The 17,541-nt window shown below is 48.5% G+C and carries 19 protein-coding genes; 4 read left to right on the top strand and 15 right to left on the bottom strand.

Annotation, left to right across the window (positions count from 1 at the left end; translation table 11 throughout):
- Positions 1-6: 6 nt before the first annotated feature.
- Entirely contained in the window at positions 7-621 is a 615-nt protein-coding gene (recU, locus tag KNQ07_RS02370; protein ID WP_041261972.1) for a Holliday junction resolvase RecU, read from the bottom strand.
- Between the two features lie 74 nt (positions 622-695).
- On the opposite strand from recU, the gene KNQ07_RS02365 reads away from it, so the two are divergent.
- The 3 genes from KNQ07_RS02365 (at position 696) to KNQ07_RS02355 (ending at position 2,690) form a co-directional block, all read left to right on the top strand.
- Positions 696-989, top strand: a complete 294-nt coding sequence (locus KNQ07_RS02365) for a DUF1798 family protein (RefSeq protein WP_214764403.1) — start codon at positions 696-698, stop codon at positions 987-989.
- Positions 990-1,158: 169 nt separating this feature from the next.
- Positions 1,159-1,404: a hypothetical protein gene (locus tag KNQ07_RS02360; RefSeq protein ID WP_214764401.1), complete on the top strand. Its 246-nt coding sequence runs from the start codon at positions 1,159-1,161 to the stop codon at positions 1,402-1,404.
- Between the two features lie 395 nt (positions 1,405-1,799).
- The gene (locus tag KNQ07_RS02355; protein ID WP_261966304.1) at positions 1,800-2,690 is read left to right on the top strand and encodes a DUF3800 domain-containing protein; all 891 of its coding nucleotides are present in this window, start codon (positions 1,800-1,802) and stop codon (positions 2,688-2,690) included.
- A 45-nt stretch (positions 2,691-2,735) separates the two neighbouring features.
- On the opposite strand, the gene nth is transcribed toward KNQ07_RS02355, so the two are convergent.
- The 13 genes from nth to bshA all read right to left on the bottom strand — a co-directional run bounded on the left by nth (position 2,736) and on the right by bshA (position 15,681).
- Entirely contained in the window at positions 2,736-3,404 is a 669-nt protein-coding gene (nth, locus tag KNQ07_RS02350; RefSeq protein ID WP_214764395.1) for an endonuclease III, read from the bottom strand.
- Between the two features lie 3 nt (positions 3,405-3,407).
- Entirely contained in the window at positions 3,408-3,986 is a 579-nt protein-coding gene (locus KNQ07_RS02345; protein WP_012370642.1) for a DnaD domain-containing protein, read from the bottom strand.
- 71 nt (positions 3,987-4,057) lie between these two features.
- Positions 4,058-5,347, bottom strand: a complete 1,290-nt coding sequence (gene asnS / locus KNQ07_RS02340; RefSeq protein WP_285801119.1) for an asparagine--tRNA ligase — start codon at positions 5,345-5,347, stop codon at positions 4,058-4,060.
- A 29-nt stretch (positions 5,348-5,376) separates the two neighbouring features.
- Complete coding sequence (locus KNQ07_RS02335; RefSeq protein ID WP_012370644.1) at positions 5,377-6,558, bottom strand: pyridoxal phosphate-dependent aminotransferase; 1,182 nt, start codon at positions 6,556-6,558, stop codon at positions 5,377-5,379.
- 15 nt (positions 6,559-6,573) lie between these two features.
- Complete coding sequence (locus KNQ07_RS02330; RefSeq protein WP_214764380.1) at positions 6,574-7,041, bottom strand: hypothetical protein; 468 nt, start codon at positions 7,039-7,041, stop codon at positions 6,574-6,576.
- Complete coding sequence (locus KNQ07_RS02325; protein ID WP_012370646.1) at positions 7,038-7,208, bottom strand: YpmA family protein; 171 nt, start codon at positions 7,206-7,208, stop codon at positions 7,038-7,040. The genes KNQ07_RS02330 and KNQ07_RS02325 overlap by 4 nt, the downstream gene beginning before the upstream one ends.
- A gap of 61 nt (positions 7,209-7,269) precedes the next feature.
- Positions 7,270-10,083, bottom strand: a complete 2,814-nt coding sequence (gene dinG, locus KNQ07_RS02320; RefSeq protein ID WP_214764379.1) for an ATP-dependent DNA helicase DinG — start codon at positions 10,081-10,083, stop codon at positions 7,270-7,272.
- 100 nt (positions 10,084-10,183) lie between these two features.
- The gene (panD, locus tag KNQ07_RS02315) at positions 10,184-10,567 is read right to left on the bottom strand and encodes an aspartate 1-decarboxylase (protein ID WP_012370648.1); all 384 of its coding nucleotides are present in this window, start codon (positions 10,565-10,567) and stop codon (positions 10,184-10,186) included.
- Positions 10,568-10,569: 2 nt separating this feature from the next.
- The gene (gene panC, locus KNQ07_RS02310) at positions 10,570-11,400 is read right to left on the bottom strand and encodes a pantoate--beta-alanine ligase (protein ID WP_214764372.1); all 831 of its coding nucleotides are present in this window, start codon (positions 11,398-11,400) and stop codon (positions 10,570-10,572) included.
- Positions 11,397-12,236: a 3-methyl-2-oxobutanoate hydroxymethyltransferase gene (gene panB, locus KNQ07_RS02305; RefSeq protein WP_214764361.1), complete on the bottom strand. Its 840-nt coding sequence runs from the start codon at positions 12,234-12,236 to the stop codon at positions 11,397-11,399. Before panB ends, panC begins: the two co-directional genes overlap by 4 nt.
- A gap of 238 nt (positions 12,237-12,474) precedes the next feature.
- The gene (locus KNQ07_RS02300; protein WP_214764348.1) at positions 12,475-13,446 is read right to left on the bottom strand and encodes a biotin--[acetyl-CoA-carboxylase] ligase; all 972 of its coding nucleotides are present in this window, start codon (positions 13,444-13,446) and stop codon (positions 12,475-12,477) included.
- The gene (locus tag KNQ07_RS02295) at positions 13,407-14,552 is read right to left on the bottom strand and encodes a CCA tRNA nucleotidyltransferase (RefSeq protein WP_041261641.1); all 1,146 of its coding nucleotides are present in this window, start codon (positions 14,550-14,552) and stop codon (positions 13,407-13,409) included. The genes KNQ07_RS02300 and KNQ07_RS02295 overlap by 40 nt, the downstream gene beginning before the upstream one ends.
- The gene (bshA, locus tag KNQ07_RS02290; RefSeq protein WP_214764340.1) at positions 14,539-15,681 is read right to left on the bottom strand and encodes an N-acetyl-alpha-D-glucosaminyl L-malate synthase BshA; all 1,143 of its coding nucleotides are present in this window, start codon (positions 15,679-15,681) and stop codon (positions 14,539-14,541) included. Before bshA ends, KNQ07_RS02295 begins: the two co-directional genes overlap by 14 nt.
- Positions 15,682-15,866: 185 nt before the next feature.
- Between bshA and KNQ07_RS02285 the strand changes: the two genes are divergently transcribed.
- On the top strand, positions 15,867-16,754 hold the full coding sequence (locus KNQ07_RS02285) for a YitT family protein (RefSeq protein WP_012370654.1): 888 nt from the start codon (positions 15,867-15,869) through the stop codon (positions 16,752-16,754).
- Between the two features lie 67 nt (positions 16,755-16,821).
- Here KNQ07_RS02285 and KNQ07_RS02280 read toward each other — a convergent pair whose 3' ends face one another.
- On the bottom strand, positions 16,822-17,502 hold the full coding sequence (locus KNQ07_RS02280; protein WP_012370655.1) for a zinc metallopeptidase: 681 nt from the start codon (positions 17,500-17,502) through the stop codon (positions 16,822-16,824).
- Positions 17,503-17,541 lie beyond the last annotated feature (39 nt).

Raw genomic sequence — 17,541 nt, 5'->3', positions numbered from 1 at the left:
AGTTTCTCAAGTGAAATATAACTCGTCCACTGCCGGTAAATAATCAATCGCAGGAAACGCACCTGTCTCGAGTTTTTTTCCATGCCGTTCGATTTCGTCTAGCGGAATCGATTTTCTGCCCGTTTCCAGTTGCTCCCACCAGGGGAACAGATGCTCGGCAGACAACACATATTGCACATTATACATACTGAATCGAATGATGACAAAACAAATTCCTCCATGTGCAATACATTGGCGCATATGTTCGATTTGGTGGAGATGAAAGTTTTTCAGCGGGAACGACGTTTTATGGTTGGTTTCCTTCGCTTCGAAATCAATGTATTTTCCACGGTATACTCCATTGTAATCGGTCGTTGACGGTTGTTTGAAGTAGGCTTCCTTGACGACTGCAGCGGACCGTTTCGGATAATCGACTTGAACGATTTGAAGAGGAGTCGGTTTCTTGTGAATGATTGCCCGATTATGGGTCAGATAAAACATATTACTTTCATTAATCAATTTTTCAAGCTTCATCCCCCGGTTCGAAAAGGTCGAACCTGTCGTGCGGGCTTTCTGAATCGCCAGACCATGCGGCTCAGCAGGCTTCTGAAATTTCTTACCATTCGGGTAATTCAAAAGGATTCCCCTCCTAACGCGTTTATTGTACCATGATATGTGATTGTATCGTATCGGCCGAGAGGAGTAGTTAAAAACAAATGACAATAGAACCGTTACTTCAAGAGATAGAACGTATTTATCAGGCTGGCCGCAATGGGCAGGAATATGACTTTCAGGCAGAGGTTGTACCCTTCGTCGCAAAAGCCGACATTTTAATTGCCGACTGGCAACAGAACGCACAAAATAGCCCCTATTTACGTCCGGCAATGGTCGAGAGTGCCGTCGATCAGCTGAAGCAACTGTCCGTCCAAGCGTTCCAGCCAAAAACCAGTTTAAAACGCTTTAATGAAACGATCAAGTCTGTCCGTTATATCGATCAACTGATGCAATGAGTCTGAGGACGTCTGTTTTCAGATAGAAAATTTCGAACGTTTCATAATTCTATGTTTTGATAGGATCTTGAACTATCAGGATGATAATTTGACGGATTTCAATCAAACAAAGCATAATGAAAAACAGCAAAGCGTTACCTATGCCCTTTGCTATGAAAGGATGTTGTTTATGTCATCAAAAAAAGTCTGGTCAGTAGAAGGTTATGAAGACAATGGAGTAGAAACCCATCGTCAAGCAAGTAAGACGGAATCGTTTACGAACGAGGCCGATGCTCGTAAAGCAGCTAAAAAAATGGCGGATACATTTGATCATCTCGATGTCTATGTCATTTATACGAATACCGTAAACGGTAAAACAGAAGAACGTTTCTTCAATTCCAATGGATCTTACAGTGATGAAGGATTCGAATGGTAACACCCGGGCCGTCTAGATGACGGCTTTTTTGTATGATAAATCTCCCATAAATTTTTCTCTTTTCCATCGTCTATCCTGTAGAATCATTATCTCTTGTGAAATCCGCTGATTGAAATCAACAAGAAACGTGTTTCGTCATGCAGGAAGGACAGGCTCCATGACGAATATAAAATAACGAACCCTACTACCGGCCACATTGATTATCTGACCACCCGATCATCAAGAGTCGTCCTGGAAAGATTCAGGTATACAAGTTATGTAATAACCATGGATTTATATAGCCGTGTCAGTGTAAAGTTACATAAAGAGGTAATAAATGTGCTTGGTTTTAATAAAAGTGTGCAGTATGTGTGCAATTGGAGGAGATTCGCTTGAATAAAAGAGAACCAAGAAACGTGAAAAACGTTGATGTCAAAGGATTTCCTAGGGCTACAAATCCAACAGCTAAAAAATATGTCATGTTCGTCGATGAGACGGGCACGCCAAAAGGAAATACCCAGTTTAATCTGACCGGGGTCTTGATGGAGTATAAATACGCTATTGATTCCGACGAAACCGGCGAACCAAGTCCATTACGCAAGCGATTAATGGAATTCAAATCGTCTGTTTTCGAAGATCCGCATATTCCGTTGCACCTGAAAGAAATCTTAAAGGCGGAACACCCATATGGAAAAGAAGACGGGATTACGATTGATATGTTACGTCATTTTTGGGTCGCTTTGCCGGACTTCTTGGTCGATATCGACTGTACGATTGTCAGTGTCGAAGTCGATAAACAAAAATTGCAGGAATTCTATTCGACACCAAAAGATCCATACGTCGTTGCATTTGCCCATTTGATGAAATCGTTTTACGCGTTTCTCGAGGAGACGGAAGCGACAAGCGCCCGTGTTGTACTCGAAAGCCGGGACGATTATCAGAACCTATTGATTCAAAAAGCATTTTTTGATATTTTCAATTCCGGTACCGTTCATCTGGACGTGGAGAAAAGCCGTCAAAAAATCAAAGGATTTATTTTTGCTGAAAAAGATAGCGGCCTCTACCAATCCGGTCTTGAGATTGCTGATCTTGTCTGTCTCCCTCTCTCCCGCGTCCGCCGCGGCGTGATTGAGGTAAAACCGCGGTTTGTCCATTATGGGGACGAAAACCGAATTTTTAAAGCCATCAAAAATAAGATTTATATCCGCCGTGACAGTCCGGACCAAGATTTCCGAAACTGGGGTTTCAAAAAGGTTCCGATTACGAAAAAGCGCCGCGAGTGGTCCGATACACCGTGGAACGGATGATACAAATAAACAGCGTCCTGCCGAAAATGGCAGGACGCTGTTTTGTCATTTTCCCTCAAGAGGCGGCAGTAACCCTTTCGTCCGCTTTTTCCCTTCCCGACACATATCGAGCAATGGACACTCAAGACAGTTCGGTCGTTGTGCCTTACAGTGATACCGTCCGAAAAAGATGAACTGATGGTGCAACTTCGACCACCGTTCCCGCTTAAACCGTTTCATTAGTGTCTGTTCCACTTTCATAACGTTGTCTTTCCAGCGGCAAATCCCAAGACGCTTCGAGACCCGTTCGACATGTGTATCGACTGCAAAGGCCGGCACATCAAAGGCAACGGACAATACGACGTTCGCCGTTTTCCGGCCGACACCCGGTAACGCTTCAAGTCCCGCCCGATCGGTTGGGACTTCCCCACCATGAAGAACCAGCAATTGCTCCGCTAACGCTTTGATGTTTTTGGCTTTATTGCGATACAAACCAAGCCGCTTAATCTTTTCTTCAATCTCTTCCACCGGCGCTGCCGCCAAGCGGTCTGGCGTCGGATAAGCGGCAAACAGACCCGGCGTCACTTTGTTGACCAAAATGTCGGTCGCTTGCGCACTGAGGGCCACGGCAACGACCAGTTCAAACGGATTTTGATGAATCAGTTCGCAAAACGCTTCCGGAAACATCTCTTCAAGTGTCGATTCGATTCGATCAATATCTGCTTTTCGTAACATGTGTCAGCCCCCTCTCGTTGCCAAATCTTCGAGCGTCTTGATCCCTTCCCGTTCCCATGTCCGCAAAATCTGATTGATGTAGGTCATTTTCCGGACGTTATGATAAACGGCTTCCCGTAATGCGGCCAAGACAAGCTCTTCTGCAATGTTTTCAATCGTCAACCACTGAATGATCTGTTCCATCTGAAACGGGGACATCATCCCAAGTTCGCGCTCAAAATGTTGGAAGACCGATGGATTGATCGTATCGAAGTTCGGTGCTTCCTGTTCCGGGGGTGCCATCAATTTTTCATAGAGCGGCACCAGCGAATAGCGTTCCGAACCGGCGACGTTTTCCATCGCGAGTAATCCTTTTTGAAGCAATCCAAGTGTCGTCTCGATCGTTTCCGTCTCCGAGAGTCCAAGCCGGTTGCTGAGTTCCTCTGGTGACGGCATCTCCATCCCTTCGGCACGGCAGGCAAACAATTGTCCGATCAGCGTAAACTCGACGAAACTGATGCCAAGACGTTTTGCTTCTGTGAACAATCGCTTAGGGAGGACAACCGTTCCTTCCTCAAAAAGCTGAATTAAATTATGATCCATGATACTTCCTCGATTCTTTAAAGTAAGCAAGAAATCGACCCGTCCGAGGGATGGGTCGATTTCGATCACTATTACGGATACAACCGGTTCAGCAGACGTGGGAATGGAATCGTCTCCCGGACGTGTTCGACTCCTGTGATCCAGGCGACTGTCCGTTCGAGTCCGAGTCCAAAACCACTGTGCGGCACTGATCCATATTTACGTGTTTCCAAGTACCATTTATAAGCACCGGTTTCATCCAAATCATGTTCTTTCATGCCGGCAAGTAACTTCTCGAAGTCTTCTTCCCGTTGTGAACCACCAACGATTTCACCGTAGCCTTCCGGCGCAATCAAATCATCACATAACACGAAGCCCGGGTTTTCCGGATCTTCCTTCATGTAGAACGGTTTGATGGCTTTTGGCCAGTGTGTGATGAAAACAGGACGGGCAAATGTATTGGCGATTGCCGTTTCGTGTGGTGCTCCGAAATCATCTCCGAACTCGATGTCGTCAAATCCTTGTTCTTTCAACATATCAATCGCTTCCGTATACTTCACACGCGGAAACGGCGCTTGGATGTTTTCAAGAACGGTCAGGTCGCGCTCAAGCAATTCGAGTTCCGGACGGCAGTTTTTCAACGCCGACTGAACAAGATGCGATACATAGTTTTCCTGGACTTCGAGGTTCATGTCATGATCGTAAAACGCCATCTCCGGCTCCATCATCCAAAACTCGATCAAGTGACGGCGTGTTTTCGATTTTTCCGCCCGGAAAGTCGGACCAAACGAAAAGACTTTTCCAAGTGCCATTGCGGCCGCTTCCATGTACAGTTGTCCTGATTGCGACAAGTACGCATCTTCATCAAAATATTTCGTATGGAACAATTCCGTTGTTCCTTCCGGTGCACTTCCTGTCAAAATCGGAGGGTCGACTTTGATGAATCCTTCCTGGTTAAAGAATTCATATGTCGCCCGAATCAATTCGTTCCGAACGACCATGACGGCATGCTGACGTTTTGACCGTAACCAGAGGTGACGGTTATCCATGAGGAAGTCCGTTCCGTGAGCTTTTGGTGTAATCGGATAATCGACTGCTTCATGAATCACTTCAATCGTTGTGATTTCCATTTCATGGCCGATGGCAGTCCGTCCGCCGTCCGATTTGATTGTACCCGTTACCCACATCGATGTTTCCTGCGTCAATCCTTTAGCCGTCTTAAACAGTTCTTCACCGACTGTTTCTTTGACAACGACACCTTGCATGAACCCTGAACCATCCCGTAATTGAAGAAACGCGATTTTCCCGCTTGATCGTTTGTTCGCGAGCCAACAACCGATCGTGATTTCTTCACCTACGTGTTTTTCTACATCCCGAATCATTGCTTTCAAAAGTCAACATCCTCTCTCTATTAAACGGCAGTATGCGCCGTGATAAATCCTTCAATCCGGTCTAATGCCTCGAGTACCCGTTTCGGGTCTGTCGCATACGATAACCGGACATATTCTGGTGCTCCGAAGCCTGAGCCCGGAATCAAGGCGACTTTCGCCTCGGATAACACAGCCGTACACCAGTCATCGACATTTGAGAATCCGCACATTTTTGCTGCCTGTAAGGCGTGCGGGAACAGGTAAAAGGCACCTTCTGGCTTCAGGCAGGTCAAACCCGGAATCTGAATCAAGCGGTCATAAATCTGTTCCAACCGTTCTTCAAACACGACACGCATTGCCTCGACCGGTGCATCCCCTTCCGCATAGGCAGCGACAGATGCTGCTTGGGCGATCGATGTCGGATTCGACGTCGAATGACTGGCGAGATTTGTCATCGCGCTGATGATGTCTTTCGGTCCGATGGCATAACCAATCCGCCAGCCCGTCATCGCGTGCGATTTCGAAACGCCGTTAATGATGACTGTCCGCTCACGCATATCCGGTAACGTTGCAATTGATAAGTGCGTCACGCCGTTGTATAACAGTTTTTCATAAATTTCATCGCTGATGACCAACAGATTATGGGCAATCGCTACTTCTGCCACCATCTCAAGCTCTTCCTTCGTATAGACCATCCCTGTTGGATTTGAAGGAGAGTTTAAGACAAGCGCTTTTGTCTTCGGTGTGATGTGCTGTTCGAGTAGATCACGCGTCACTTTAAAGCGCGAGGCTTCCGTCGTCTCAAGAATGACCGGCACACCGTCACTCAGTTTGATTTGTTCCGGATAGCTGACCCAGTAAGGGGCCGGGACGATGACTTCGTCGCCCGGATCTAAAATCGCCTGGAACAACGTCGACAAGGCATGTTTCGCGCCTGACGCGACCATGACTTCCGAACGGTCATAGGATACCCACAAATCACGGCGTGTTTTTTCAATGATGGCATCTTTCAAGGCAACCGTTCCGCCGGACGGGGTATATTTCGTATCGCCCGCTTCCGCAGCTGCGAAGGCCGCTTGAATGATAAATTCTGGAGTGTTGAAGTCCGGTTCGCCTGCACCGAGTCCGATGATGTCTTGTCCTTCTTCACGCAATGCTTTCGCTTTTGCAGTAATCGCCAGTGTCGTTGACGGTGTCAGTTGTTGTACCCGTTTCGATAACATCCTGTCCACTCCTTTTTAATTGATCCGTAATCGTTTGATGAAGGATCCCTCTTGATAGGTATAGTACGAATAGTCGTAGCCGGTCGCCGTTTTGGTGACAATTTCAATCAGCGCCCGGTTTTCAAAACCGTATTTCGCTGAAACGATGTTTTCCGGATTACCCGCTTGTCGAATGACATCGGCAATCTTCATTCCATCTTTGACACGTCTCGTCTCGATTTTTCCTGTCTTCGGAACGAATGCCCGTAACGCTTGACCATCTTGTTCAATCGTAAAGACACTATACTGGGTTTTTCCGTTAAATACATGGTCAAATTGAATCTGTTTCGGCGCCAATTCTTTTTTCAAGCGTGCTTCCGCTTGAATGGCGACGGTTTGTTCACGTTCTTTCGCTTCAGCGACGGTGAATTGATACACGCCCGTCCCAATCAGCGTAATCAGAAGGATGAAGCCGATCAGACCGATGACGATCTTCCACTTCATGTGCGGTAGATGGTAAAGACCATCTGCTCCTTATCTTTTTCGTCCAGTGCCAGACCAAACATCAAATCTTCTGTTTTCAGCGTGCGATTCAATAAGTCTACAATCTTGTACGTATCGTCATGGCGGTTGACCTTGACGGTTGCTAGCGTCTCGATTTTCGAATCCATCTTATATCCTCCCTCATTTTTCTACATCTATTATAATGCGATAATGCTTATTTTAACAGACTCAATCCGTCTCATTTAAGAACAATTCCAACTCGGCCGTTAATTCGTCGAGCGGTTTAGCCAAAAGCGGCACTTTAGGCAGACTTGTGACAAATCGTTTTCCGTAACGGGTCGTCTCGATACGGCGGTCAAAGACGAAGACGACACCCCGGTCATTCGTCGTCCGGATCAAGCGGCCGAATCCCTGTTTGAAGCGAATGATGGCTTGCGGCAAACTGTATTCGAAGAACGACGATTTTCCTTGTTGTTCAATTTGTTCTGAACGCGCCTGCACAATCGGTTGATCGGGTGGTGCAAACGGCAGTCGCACGATGACGAGACAACTCAGGTCGTCACCCGGAACATCGACCCCTTCCCAAAAGCTCGCTGTACCGAACAGGATACAGGCATCAAGTTGTTTAAATTGTTTCATCAGACGCTGCCGTGATCCTTGGGTGATCCCTTGGGAAAGTAACGTAAACCGTTCCGGCAATGCCATTTTCGTTGCATCATGTGTTTGGCGTAACATTTCGTTTGATGTGAATAACACCAACATCCGGCCTTCCGTCACTTCGGCAATCCGGATGATGGCATCCGCAATGACTTCAGAATACGTGGCTTGCGGTACATCTTGTAATAACGGTAAGTCCGTCGGAATCATCAGTCGGACTTTTTCGGCGTATCCGAACGGCGACGGAACGATGAACCGCCGTGTCTCGAGCTCCGACAGCCCTAGCCGCTGTTCGATGAACTGAAATTTATTTGATACCGTCAAAGTCGCGGACGTTAAGATACAGGTCCGTTTCGAAAAAACTTCCCGATGCAGACGATCTGAAATATCAATCGGTTGCGTATAAATCCGCGTCAGTTTCCGATTTTTAGCCGTTGTTTCAATCCAGGAGACGGTCTCATCATGCGGGGCGAGCATCGTCTCAAAGATCGCTTGTTCGACTTCTTCCAACTGACCGATCACCGTCTTTAAATCCGCCACGACGGACCGTTCCCGGTAACTCATATGTTCCCGTTGATCATGGAACAATTTATGAATTGCCCGGATTGCCTGGCGGAGACGCCGTAAAACCAGTTCCACACGTTTCGCGCTCTCCTGCACCGCCCGCATCGACTGATCAAGTCGTTTGAAGCGAACGGTGACACGTCCTTCCCGCCGTTCTTTCCGGGAAGCCAGTTCCAAACCGTACGCTTGAATGATTGTCAACAGTCCGTCGGCTTCTTCGAGTAATTTTGTCAATGTCTCATCGATCGTTTCACTGTGCGCTTCGACCAGTTCCGTCAAGTCGTATTGATCCGATAGACTGATCAGCCGCGTCAACAGTTTTTTATCGGAAGAGAATCCGAGCTGTCTGAATATCCGGTCAAAGGAATGACCGTCAAAAACCAGACCGAAATGATGACTGGCCACTTCTTCGATTTGGTGGGCCTCATCCAAAATCAACGGACATCCCTTTGGTAGGACACCGGCTTCATATTGAATATCACTGAACAACAAGGCATGATTCGTGACGATGATCGTCGCCTGTTTCGCCCGCCGGACGGCATGATGGAAAAAGTCCCGGCTGTACCAGGGATCAAATCGTCCGAGTTGCGACTGACTGTCCGACTGGATCAGCTGCTTAATGGCGATATTTCCTTGCGCTGCCCCTCCGGGTAAACTGACTTCCTCCAGGTCGCCTGTTTCCGTCTGTGTCAACCAGACCAACAAGATGGCTTTCGCCAACGTAAAATTATACGGTTCTTCCGTTTCGCTGAGGAAAAACTCAAACTTGCGTAAATCCATGTAATTACTGCGCCCTTTTAATAAGGTAATGTCGACCGGTGCTTCAAACAGTTGGCGTAAAAGCGGCAAATCCCGGGCAAATAACTGTTCCTGTAATTGAATCGTGTGGGTACTGACGATAATCGGCGTCTCATGTTCAATCGCATAATGCGCCGCCGGTACAAGATAGCCGAGGGATTTCCCAGTTCCCGTCCCCGCCTCGACAAGTAGCGGTGTTTCTTGGTCAAGCGATTGATAAACATGACGCATCATTTCAAGCTGTCCCGTACGCGGTTCGTACCCAGGGAACAGTTGCGGAAACACGGTTTCGTTCAATCGGTCAACGAACGGACTGAACGGTTCCAGCTCGGTCCGTGTGTCCCATTCTTCCGGTTCGGTTCGCTTCTTTAAAGCCAGCTTACGAAAAGAATCAAACCGGTCATCCGGCTCCAGTCCGACCGTTTGAATCGCCTGATCAATCTCCTGTTCAATCGCACTAAACAGTTTTCCGGCCAGCCGACGTAAGTGGCGTAACGTATCGAGCGGTAAATCCTGTAGACGGGTAAATAAATGAAGCAACAGTTCCGCCGTCGCTTCTGCATCGCTCCCGGCACGATGCGCTTCGTGGTGCGTCAACTGTAACGCTTCCGTCAAATGCGACAACGAATGACTTTCAGCAGTCGGCAGCAAGATCCTCGCTAACTCGACTGTATCGATGACAGGACCCGTATACGGCAAATAGCCTTCTTCTTCCAAAGCTTCGTTCAAAAAGGTCAGATCAAACTGCACATTATGTGCGACGAACACACCACCATCGAGTAATTGAAGTACGCGCGGTGCAATGGTCGCGAATGATTCCGCCTGTGCCACATCCTCATCCGTAATGCCGGTCAATTGAGAAATAAACGGCGGAATCGGTTTTTGTGGACGGACAAATGCCGACAGACGATCTGTAATCTGACCGTCTTCAATTACTGCCACTCCGATTTCAATCATCTCATCGCCGGATTTAATCGAATGTCCGGTCGTCTCTAAATCCACTACAACAAACTTCTTTTCCACGACTCATCTCCACCTTTAACCATCCATATCTTAAGTATATGGCATCTCAAGTTCCATCTTAACAAAAAAGAGACCCGAATGTATCTCGGGTCCCTCAAAATCATAAGATCGTATGTGCGATTTCCTGCGATAACATCTGCTTAATCGAATTCTCTTGATCAAGAACCGCGACTTTCGGAACATGTGTCGCAATTTCTTCGTTCGTCAATTGCGCATAAGCCATGATGATGACTTCATCACCGATTTGGAAATGACGGGCTGCTGCTCCGTTCAGACAAATGACACCAGAACCACGGGCTCCCTTAATGGCGTATGTTTCAATCCGGGCCCCGTTTTGATTGTTCGTCACTTGGACCTTCTCGTTTTCAAGAATCCCGACCGCGTCCAGTAAATCTTCATCGATCGTAATCGAACCGACGTAATGCAGATTCGCTTCCGTGACACGGGCTTTGTGTAATTTTGCATGCATGAATGTACGTAACATGATCATGCTCCTCTCGTATATAGTAAGTTATCAATCAATCGGGCCGATTCAAATTGAACGGCAACCGCCAGTAAAATCGTGTCCGTAGTCGCATCGACCGGACCGAGTGTCGGATAGGCGACAGCTTCGACATAATCGATCGTCGTGCCTTCAAAGTGAAGCGACGCCCGTGTTTGCTCCAGAACCGTTTCGAGCGGCGTTCCGGCATCGAGCGCTTGTTTGGCTTGTTGGAGCGCCTGCTGGATACCCGGTGCCTGCTTCCGTTCCGTTTCCGACAGATAGACATTTCGCGACGATTTCGCCAGTCCATCCGCTTCACGAATGATCGGACACCGCTTGATTTCGACCGGGACGAAGTAATCTGTGACATACCCTTCAATTAATGCCAGTTGTTGTGCATCCTTTAATCCGAAATAGGCACGCGTCGGTTGGACAATATTAAACAATTTACTGACGACCGTCAAGACCCCGTCAAAATGTCCCGGTCGCGACGTGCCACATAAGACGTCATCACCCGAACGAACCGTCACCCGCGCCATATCAAGCGGATACATGACGTCGTTCGTCGGATAAAAGAGATAATCGACACCGGCAGCTTGGGCCAATTGCTGATCACGCTGTTCGTCCCGCGGATAACGGTCTAAATCTTCGTTTGGACCAAATTGTGTCGGATTGACAAAGATACTTAATACGACAATGTCATTCTCCTGCCGTGCCTGTTCGAGTAAGGAAGCATGCCCTTCATGCAGGAAGCCCATCGTCGGAACGAATCCGACCGATGTCTGTCCTGCCAATGCTTCGCGCAATTGTGTCACACTCTGCATGATTTTCATTCTTTAAATCCTCCATATAACCCCCCGATCAGTTCTTCATCCATCAGGAACGAGTGGGCGAGTTCAGGGAACGTCCCGTTTTTGACGTCTTCGACGTAACGGGCGATCGCTTCCGTACCGGATGTGTTCCAGTCGGCATATGCTTTAACGAATTTTGGCAACCGTCCGACACCGTACGTCAAGATATCATGGTAGACCAATACTTGTCCGGCAACATCGGCACCTGCCCCAATTCCGATTACCGGAATCGTTAAGAGTTCCTGAACACGTTTCGCCAGCGGATGCGGTACACACTCAAGAACAAGCATCTTCGCTCCCGCTTGTTCTGCGGCCAAACTGTCGGCAATCAACTGTTCCGCTGCTGCAAGCGATTTCCCCTGAACTTTAAATCCTTCGAGCACTCCGACCGATTGTGGTGTCAGCCCCAAGTGGGCAACACAAGGCATACCGGCCTCCGTCAGACGACGAATCGTTGTCAGGATGTCTCCGGCCCCTTCGAGTTTCAAGGCGTCTGCTCCGCTTTCCTGGAAGATACGGGCTGCCGCCTCAAGCGTCCGGTCAAACGAACCGTGATAGCTGGCAAACGGCATGTCAACGACCATAAAGGTTGCCGGTGCTCCGCGACGGACAGCTTTTGCGTGATGGACCATATCGTCTACTGTCACGGCAATCGTCGAATCATATCCGAGAATGACATTCCCGAGCGAATCCCCGACCAGCAGCAAATCGACGTGTCCGGCTTCCGCTAATTTTGCGGACGGATAATCGTACGCTGTGAGCATGACGAGTTTTTCGCCCGCCTGTTGTTTTTTTAGTAAAGGTGTCATCGTATGCATGTGTGTTCTCTCCTTCGTAGTTTAGAGAGGACAAAAGGAAATGCCTTCCTTCCTAAAAAATAGCATAGGAAAGAAGGCATGAATAAGTGCAAAATCATCCTTCTGTCCCTGTCCGAGTAGGATCAAGGCAGTCAAATAAACAATATGAATATAAGCCTCTAACCGGTATGACTCCAAGTGGCTATCATCCTCGCACTTATTATACATGATTCAAAAAGCAGACTGCAAACGTCCGAGCTTACATCTCCGTCCAGTAAACCAGTTCGGCGGAATGAAATGCTTTCAGTCCTGTCTCTGTTTCAATTTGTAAGGTACCGTCCGCCTGAATTCCGCGTAAGATTCCGGTCACGGTCTCTTGCCGGGTCCGCAACGTCACTAAATCGTTTAACCGGTCGGCGTATTTCTCCCATGCCGGGACAAACGATGCGAATCCTTCTGTCAACCATTTCTTGTACATCGGTTCAAACGTGTTTAAAAACAATCCGACGATTTCAGCGCGGGCGATTAATTTTCCGGTTGCTAAATGTAAAGAGGTCGCCCGATCCGATAAGAGTTCCGGAAATTGCGTGTGGTGGACATTGATACCGATTCCGATGATAACGGAATTGATGCGATCGGCTTCCGTCTGCATTTCCGTTAGGATTCCGGCAACTTTTCTTCCGGCAATCAACAAATCGTTTGGCCATTTAATCGTCGCCGGGACGTCTAGTGTCCGTAATGTCTCGGCTAAAGCGATTCCGGCAAGTAAGGTCAATTGCCCGGCCTGGTGAAGCGGTGCTGTGGGACGCAAAATTAAACTCATTGCAATACCTGCACTCCGCGTCTCGTGCCAGGTCCGTCCAAGTTGTCCCCGTCCGTCGGTTTGAAAGTCACAGACAATTAACGTCCCTTCACTTGCCGCTTGTTGCGCCTGCTCATGCGCAATCCGTTGGGTGGTTTCCGTCTGTTCGAGATGAATGATCTGTTGTCCCAAAGTGTCCGTTCGTACATACTGCTGAATCGCAAGCGGTGTCAACCGGTCACCCCGATCCGCCAAATGATACCCGGTTTTCTTATGGGCTTCGATGATATAGCCGTCCTCTTTCAATGCCGCAATTTGTTTCCAAATAGCGGTACGTGAAATATTAAATTGATCCGCCAACTCTTGACCGGATATCCAGTCAGCCTGCATCAATGCCTGGAGGACCCGGTCCCGTGTTGATTTTTCCAATTCATCACTTCCTTTAACAGAATCTCGCGTTCATTATCCAACTGACGGTGCACGACTTGCTGCTCCAAATGATGGAGTGCTTCTTTAATCTGATGTTTTCGTAAACCAAGGTCCATCATGTCCCGTCCGTTGACCGTCAAGTCTTGTAGGCGCCGAATCGGCAAGGACGCCCGGCCTTCGTGACGGTACCCCGTCATCTGATTCAAATGGTCCAACTCTTCATCCGACAGCCGGTAACGTTGCCAATCGGATAACGTCTGTTCATGAACGAGGGGAGCGAATGTCTTTGCCCGTCCCTCTTGTTTTTTAGACCGTTTCCATGCCCGTAAAGATTCGGGATGGAGTCCGGCCACCAAAACGAGCGTCCATACGTCGTCCGGCGACACCCCATTAAACGGCAACAGCATCAACTGATGCAGTATCACATCGTTCATGTGCGGCATATAGTGTCCGATTCCCGTCCGACGCATCGCCGCTAAAGCAGCTTTGCGTCCGGGACCTAACAGCAGTTTTTCAAATTCAATGGCAATCCGTTCGACGGCAACGGATGAAAGGTGCTGTTTTTTATTTTCGATGGCCCGTTCTGTCTCCGGATCGAGTGTAAACTCCAACTGACTCATAAAACGGAACGCCCGGATCATCCGCAGGGCATCTTCATCAAACCGGTCTTCCGCCCGACCGACTGTCCGGACGACTTTCGTCGCCAGATCAGCTTGACCGCCGAACAGATCGACGAGACCGGTCGGCTTCAGCGCCATCGCATTGATGGTGAAATCACGGCGCGTCAGATCTTCCTCCAGGCTGACACCTAGCGTCACTTCGTCCGGACGCCGCCGGTCACTGTACGTACTTTCCGAACGAAAGGTCGTCACTTCAAACGGTACATGATCAAGGACAACCGTGACGGTTCCGTGATCCAGTCCGGTCGGAATCACGACCGGAAACAGGTGCATGACCGCTTCCGGAAGCAGCGACGTTGCCAAGTCATAATCTCCGGGTTCGCGTTTAAGCAACATATCCCGAACCGCTCCCCCGACGATATAGGCTTCGCCGCCTGCCGCTTCAATCGTTTGGATGATCTGATTCGCAGACTCAAGCATTTTCATATTGCGCACACACCCGTTCATATAACAGTTCATAAGCACGAACGACCTGATTGGAATCAAACCGTCTCCGGGTATCGCGGATTCCTTCCTCCGCCAATTCTTCCCGCAAGGCCGCGTCATCAGCCAACTTCCCGATTCGGTCCGCTGCCGTCTTGACATCATACGTCGGAACGATGAATCCTGTTTTTCCGTCCTGAATCACTTCCGGTAATCCTCCGGCGCTCGAGACGACACTCGGGACACCAACGGCCATCGCCTCAAGAACAACCAGTCCGAAGGCTTCTTTTTCCGACAACAGTAAATGAATATCGCTGATCGCCAGCAACTGAGCGACATGCTCCTGTTTCCCGGCGAAAATGATTTTTTCGTAAATTCCGAGTTCCTTTGCCCGGCGTCTCGTCTGTCCCATTTCCGGACCGTCCCCGACCAACAATAACCGCATCGCCCGGTCTTTTGAAGCGATTGCAAACGCGGCAATCGTATCGTCGATTCGTTTGACCGGTCGGAAATTCGAAATATGAATGACGACGATTTCATCCGGCTCGATACCGTAATGCCGCTTCAACCGTTCATCCCGCATCGGATAATACATACTTTCGTCAATCGAGTTTGGGATGACTTCGATCGCATACTGTCCGTTTAATGTTATGTTCGTTTCGAGGGCCAGGCTTTCTGAAACCGCCGTGACGGCATCTGAACTTTCGATTCCGTACCGGATGGCCGGTTGCATTTCCAAGTCCTGACCGATGACGGTAATGTCTGTCCCGTGTAAGGTCGTCACGACACCAACCCCTTTTTTCTTCGCCATATTCCGTCCAAGTTCCGCGCATACCGCATGCGGGACCGCGTAATGCGCATGAATGATGTCAAGATCAAACAGATCGATCACTTCCGCGACTTTTGACGCCAGGGTAATGTCATACGGGGGATATTTAAAGACCGAATATTGATTCACCTCAACCAAATGAACGGTAATGTTCGGACGATATTCCGTCAAGCGGAACGGAATGCTCGAGGTGATGAAATGAACATCATGCCCCCGGTCCGCTAACTTCATTCCGAGTTCCGTCGCCACGACACCACTGCCGCCGACCGATGGATAACAGAGAATCCCAATCGCTTTTTTCATATCTAGTCACTCTCTCCTCATTAAATAATGTCCTGTAAGTAATGTCTTGTCCCTGCTCATTGTAATCAAATTGCCGACTAAAAACTACATCCGCCACTTTTCGAACGATTTTCGTCAGAAAAGCTAGTCTTTTTTGACGTCTGCCGTTACCCTAGAGAAAGAGTCATGTAGAGAGGAGCAATCAGATGGCACCCCCATTTCAGTTTCCGATTCGTATTCAAAACATCATCTGGATTTTGATCGGATCCTTTATTTTCGCTTTTGGTATTTATCATTTTAACGTGCAAAATGAGTTGGCAGAAGGAGGATTTACAGGAATCACCTTGATCTTAAAAGGACTGTTCGGTTTTTCCCCGTCCGTTACGAACTTGTTGCTCAACATTCCGTTATTTCTCGTCAGTTATAAACTGCTCGGACGGACGACGTTCGTCTATACATTGATCGGAACGTTCAGTTTCTCGATTTGGTATGGATTGATTGCAAAATATTCTCCGCTTGAAATTTTCTTGAAAGACGATATGGTTCTCGCAGCCTTGTTTGCCGGGGTTTTCATCGGTGTCGGGCTCGGTATCATTTTCAATAATGGCGGGACGACCGGCGGGGTCGATATCATCGCCCGCTTGACCAAACGGTATTTTGGTTGGTCGATCGGCAGAACGTTTATGGTCTTCGACTTTTTTGTCATCGTCGCTTCACTGAGCTATCTCGACTATAAACAGGCGATGTATACATTACTTGCCGTCTACGTCGGAGCCCGGGTCATTGACTGGATGCAAGAAGGCACCTATGCCGGAAAAGCCGCGATGATCATCAGCGATCAACGGACGGAAATTGCAGACGGTATCCATGCGACGATGAACCGCGGGACGACCCGCCTGATCGCCAAAGGTGGCTATTCGGGACGCGACTTGGAAGTCTTGTACGTCGTCGTCGCCCGCAATGAAATCACACGGTTGAAGACACTTGTCAAATCAATCGATCAGCACGCGTTCATCACTCTGCACGATGTCTATGAAGTGACCGGTGAAGGGTTTACCTTTGATGAAAACCGGGTCCCGATTAAAGAAACGTAATCAATGACAATAAAAATGACGAGAAATCCATTGCGGACTTCTCGTCATTTTTTTTCGATTCGATTAGTTAGTCATCACTTGACGGTGCAAAGACAATCAAAGCCAAACGGACGAACTCAGCAATCGCGACGAGTGTCGCAGCAACGTATGTCCAAGCTGCAGCATTCAAGACACGGCGTGAGCCGCGCTCTTCTTCCGCATCGATGATTCCGTGTTCCGTCAACTGGGCCATCGCCCGGTTCGACGCATCAAACTCGACCGGTAACGTGACGAGTTGGAAGATGACGGCTCCGAGCATCAGGATGACCCCAAGCATGGCAAGTCCGCTCATTCCGGCGAGGAAACCGATCAGTAACAACGGGAACGATAAGTTGGACGTGATCGAAGCCACTGGCGCAATCCGGTGACGAACCCGCATCATGCCATAGTCGGTTGCATCTTGAATGACGTGCCCGATTTCGTGGGCAGCAATCGAGACGGCTGAGACAGTCGAACCGTAGTAAACATCTTCTGACAAACGGACGACTTTATTCGTTGGATCGTAATGATCGGACATCGTTCCGCCGATTGGTTCTAGACGCACATTCGTGATTCCGTTTTGCTTCATGATGAAATCTGCGACCTGTGCTCCGGTCACGCCGCTGTGAATCGGAACTTCCTGATATTTCTTGTACGTTTTTCTGACACGCATCTGCGCCCAAATCGGCACGATGATGATGATGGCCAGATAAATCAAATAGTTCGCCATGTCGTCGCTTCCTTTCATAAAAAAAGATTATAGTCTTAT

It is taken from the genome of Exiguobacterium sp. s145 (genome assembly GCF_018618835.1).
Taxonomy (GTDB): Bacteria; Bacillota; Bacilli; order Exiguobacteriales; family Exiguobacteriaceae; genus Exiguobacterium_A; species Exiguobacterium_A artemiae.
The sequence above is the reverse complement of the archived record's forward strand: the minus strand, read 5'-3'. Positions and strand labels throughout refer to the sequence as shown.

Bases quoted from the DNA above. Each gene is read 5' to 3' on its own strand.
- KNQ07_RS02365 (WP_214764403.1), top strand. From the start codon at position 696: ATGACAATAGAACCGTTACTTCAAGAGATAGAACGTATTTATCAGGCT.
- KNQ07_RS02360 (WP_214764401.1), top strand. From the start codon at position 1,159: ATGTCATCAAAAAAAGTCTGGTCAGTAGAAGGTTATGAAGACAATGGA.
- nth (WP_214764395.1), bottom strand. From the start codon at position 3,404: ATGTTACGAAAAGCAGATATTGATCGAATCGAATCGACACTTGAAGAG.
- KNQ07_RS02345 (WP_012370642.1), bottom strand. From the start codon at position 3,986: ATGGATCATAATTTAATTCAGCTTTTTGAGGAAGGAACGGTTGTCCTC.
- asnS (WP_285801119.1), bottom strand. From the start codon at position 5,347: ATGATTCGGGATGTAGAAAAACACGTAGGTGAAGAAATCACGATCGGT.
- KNQ07_RS02335 (WP_012370644.1), bottom strand. From the start codon at position 6,558: ATGTTATCGAAACGGGTACAACAACTGACACCGTCAACGACACTGGCG.
- KNQ07_RS02330 (WP_214764380.1), bottom strand. From the start codon at position 7,041: ATGAAGTGGAAGATCGTCATCGGTCTGATCGGCTTCATCCTTCTGATT.
- KNQ07_RS02325 (WP_012370646.1), bottom strand. From the start codon at position 7,208: ATGGATTCGAAAATCGAGACGCTAGCAACCGTCAAGGTCAACCGCCAT.
- panD (WP_012370648.1), bottom strand. From the start codon at position 10,567: ATGTTACGTACATTCATGCATGCAAAATTACACAAAGCCCGTGTCACG.
- panC (WP_214764372.1), bottom strand. From the start codon at position 11,400: ATGAAAATCATGCAGAGTGTGACACAATTGCGCGAAGCATTGGCAGGA.
- panB (WP_214764361.1), bottom strand. From the start codon at position 12,236: ATGCATACGATGACACCTTTACTAAAAAAACAACAGGCGGGCGAAAAA.
- KNQ07_RS02295 (WP_041261641.1), bottom strand. From the start codon at position 14,552: ATGAAAATGCTTGAGTCTGCGAATCAGATCATCCAAACGATTGAAGCG.
- bshA (WP_214764340.1), bottom strand. From the start codon at position 15,681: ATGAAAAAAGCGATTGGGATTCTCTGTTATCCATCGGTCGGCGGCAGT.
- KNQ07_RS02285 (WP_012370654.1), top strand. From the start codon at position 15,867: ATGGCACCCCCATTTCAGTTTCCGATTCGTATTCAAAACATCATCTGG.
- KNQ07_RS02280 (WP_012370655.1), bottom strand. From the start codon at position 17,502: ATGGCGAACTATTTGATTTATCTGGCCATCATCATCATCGTGCCGATT.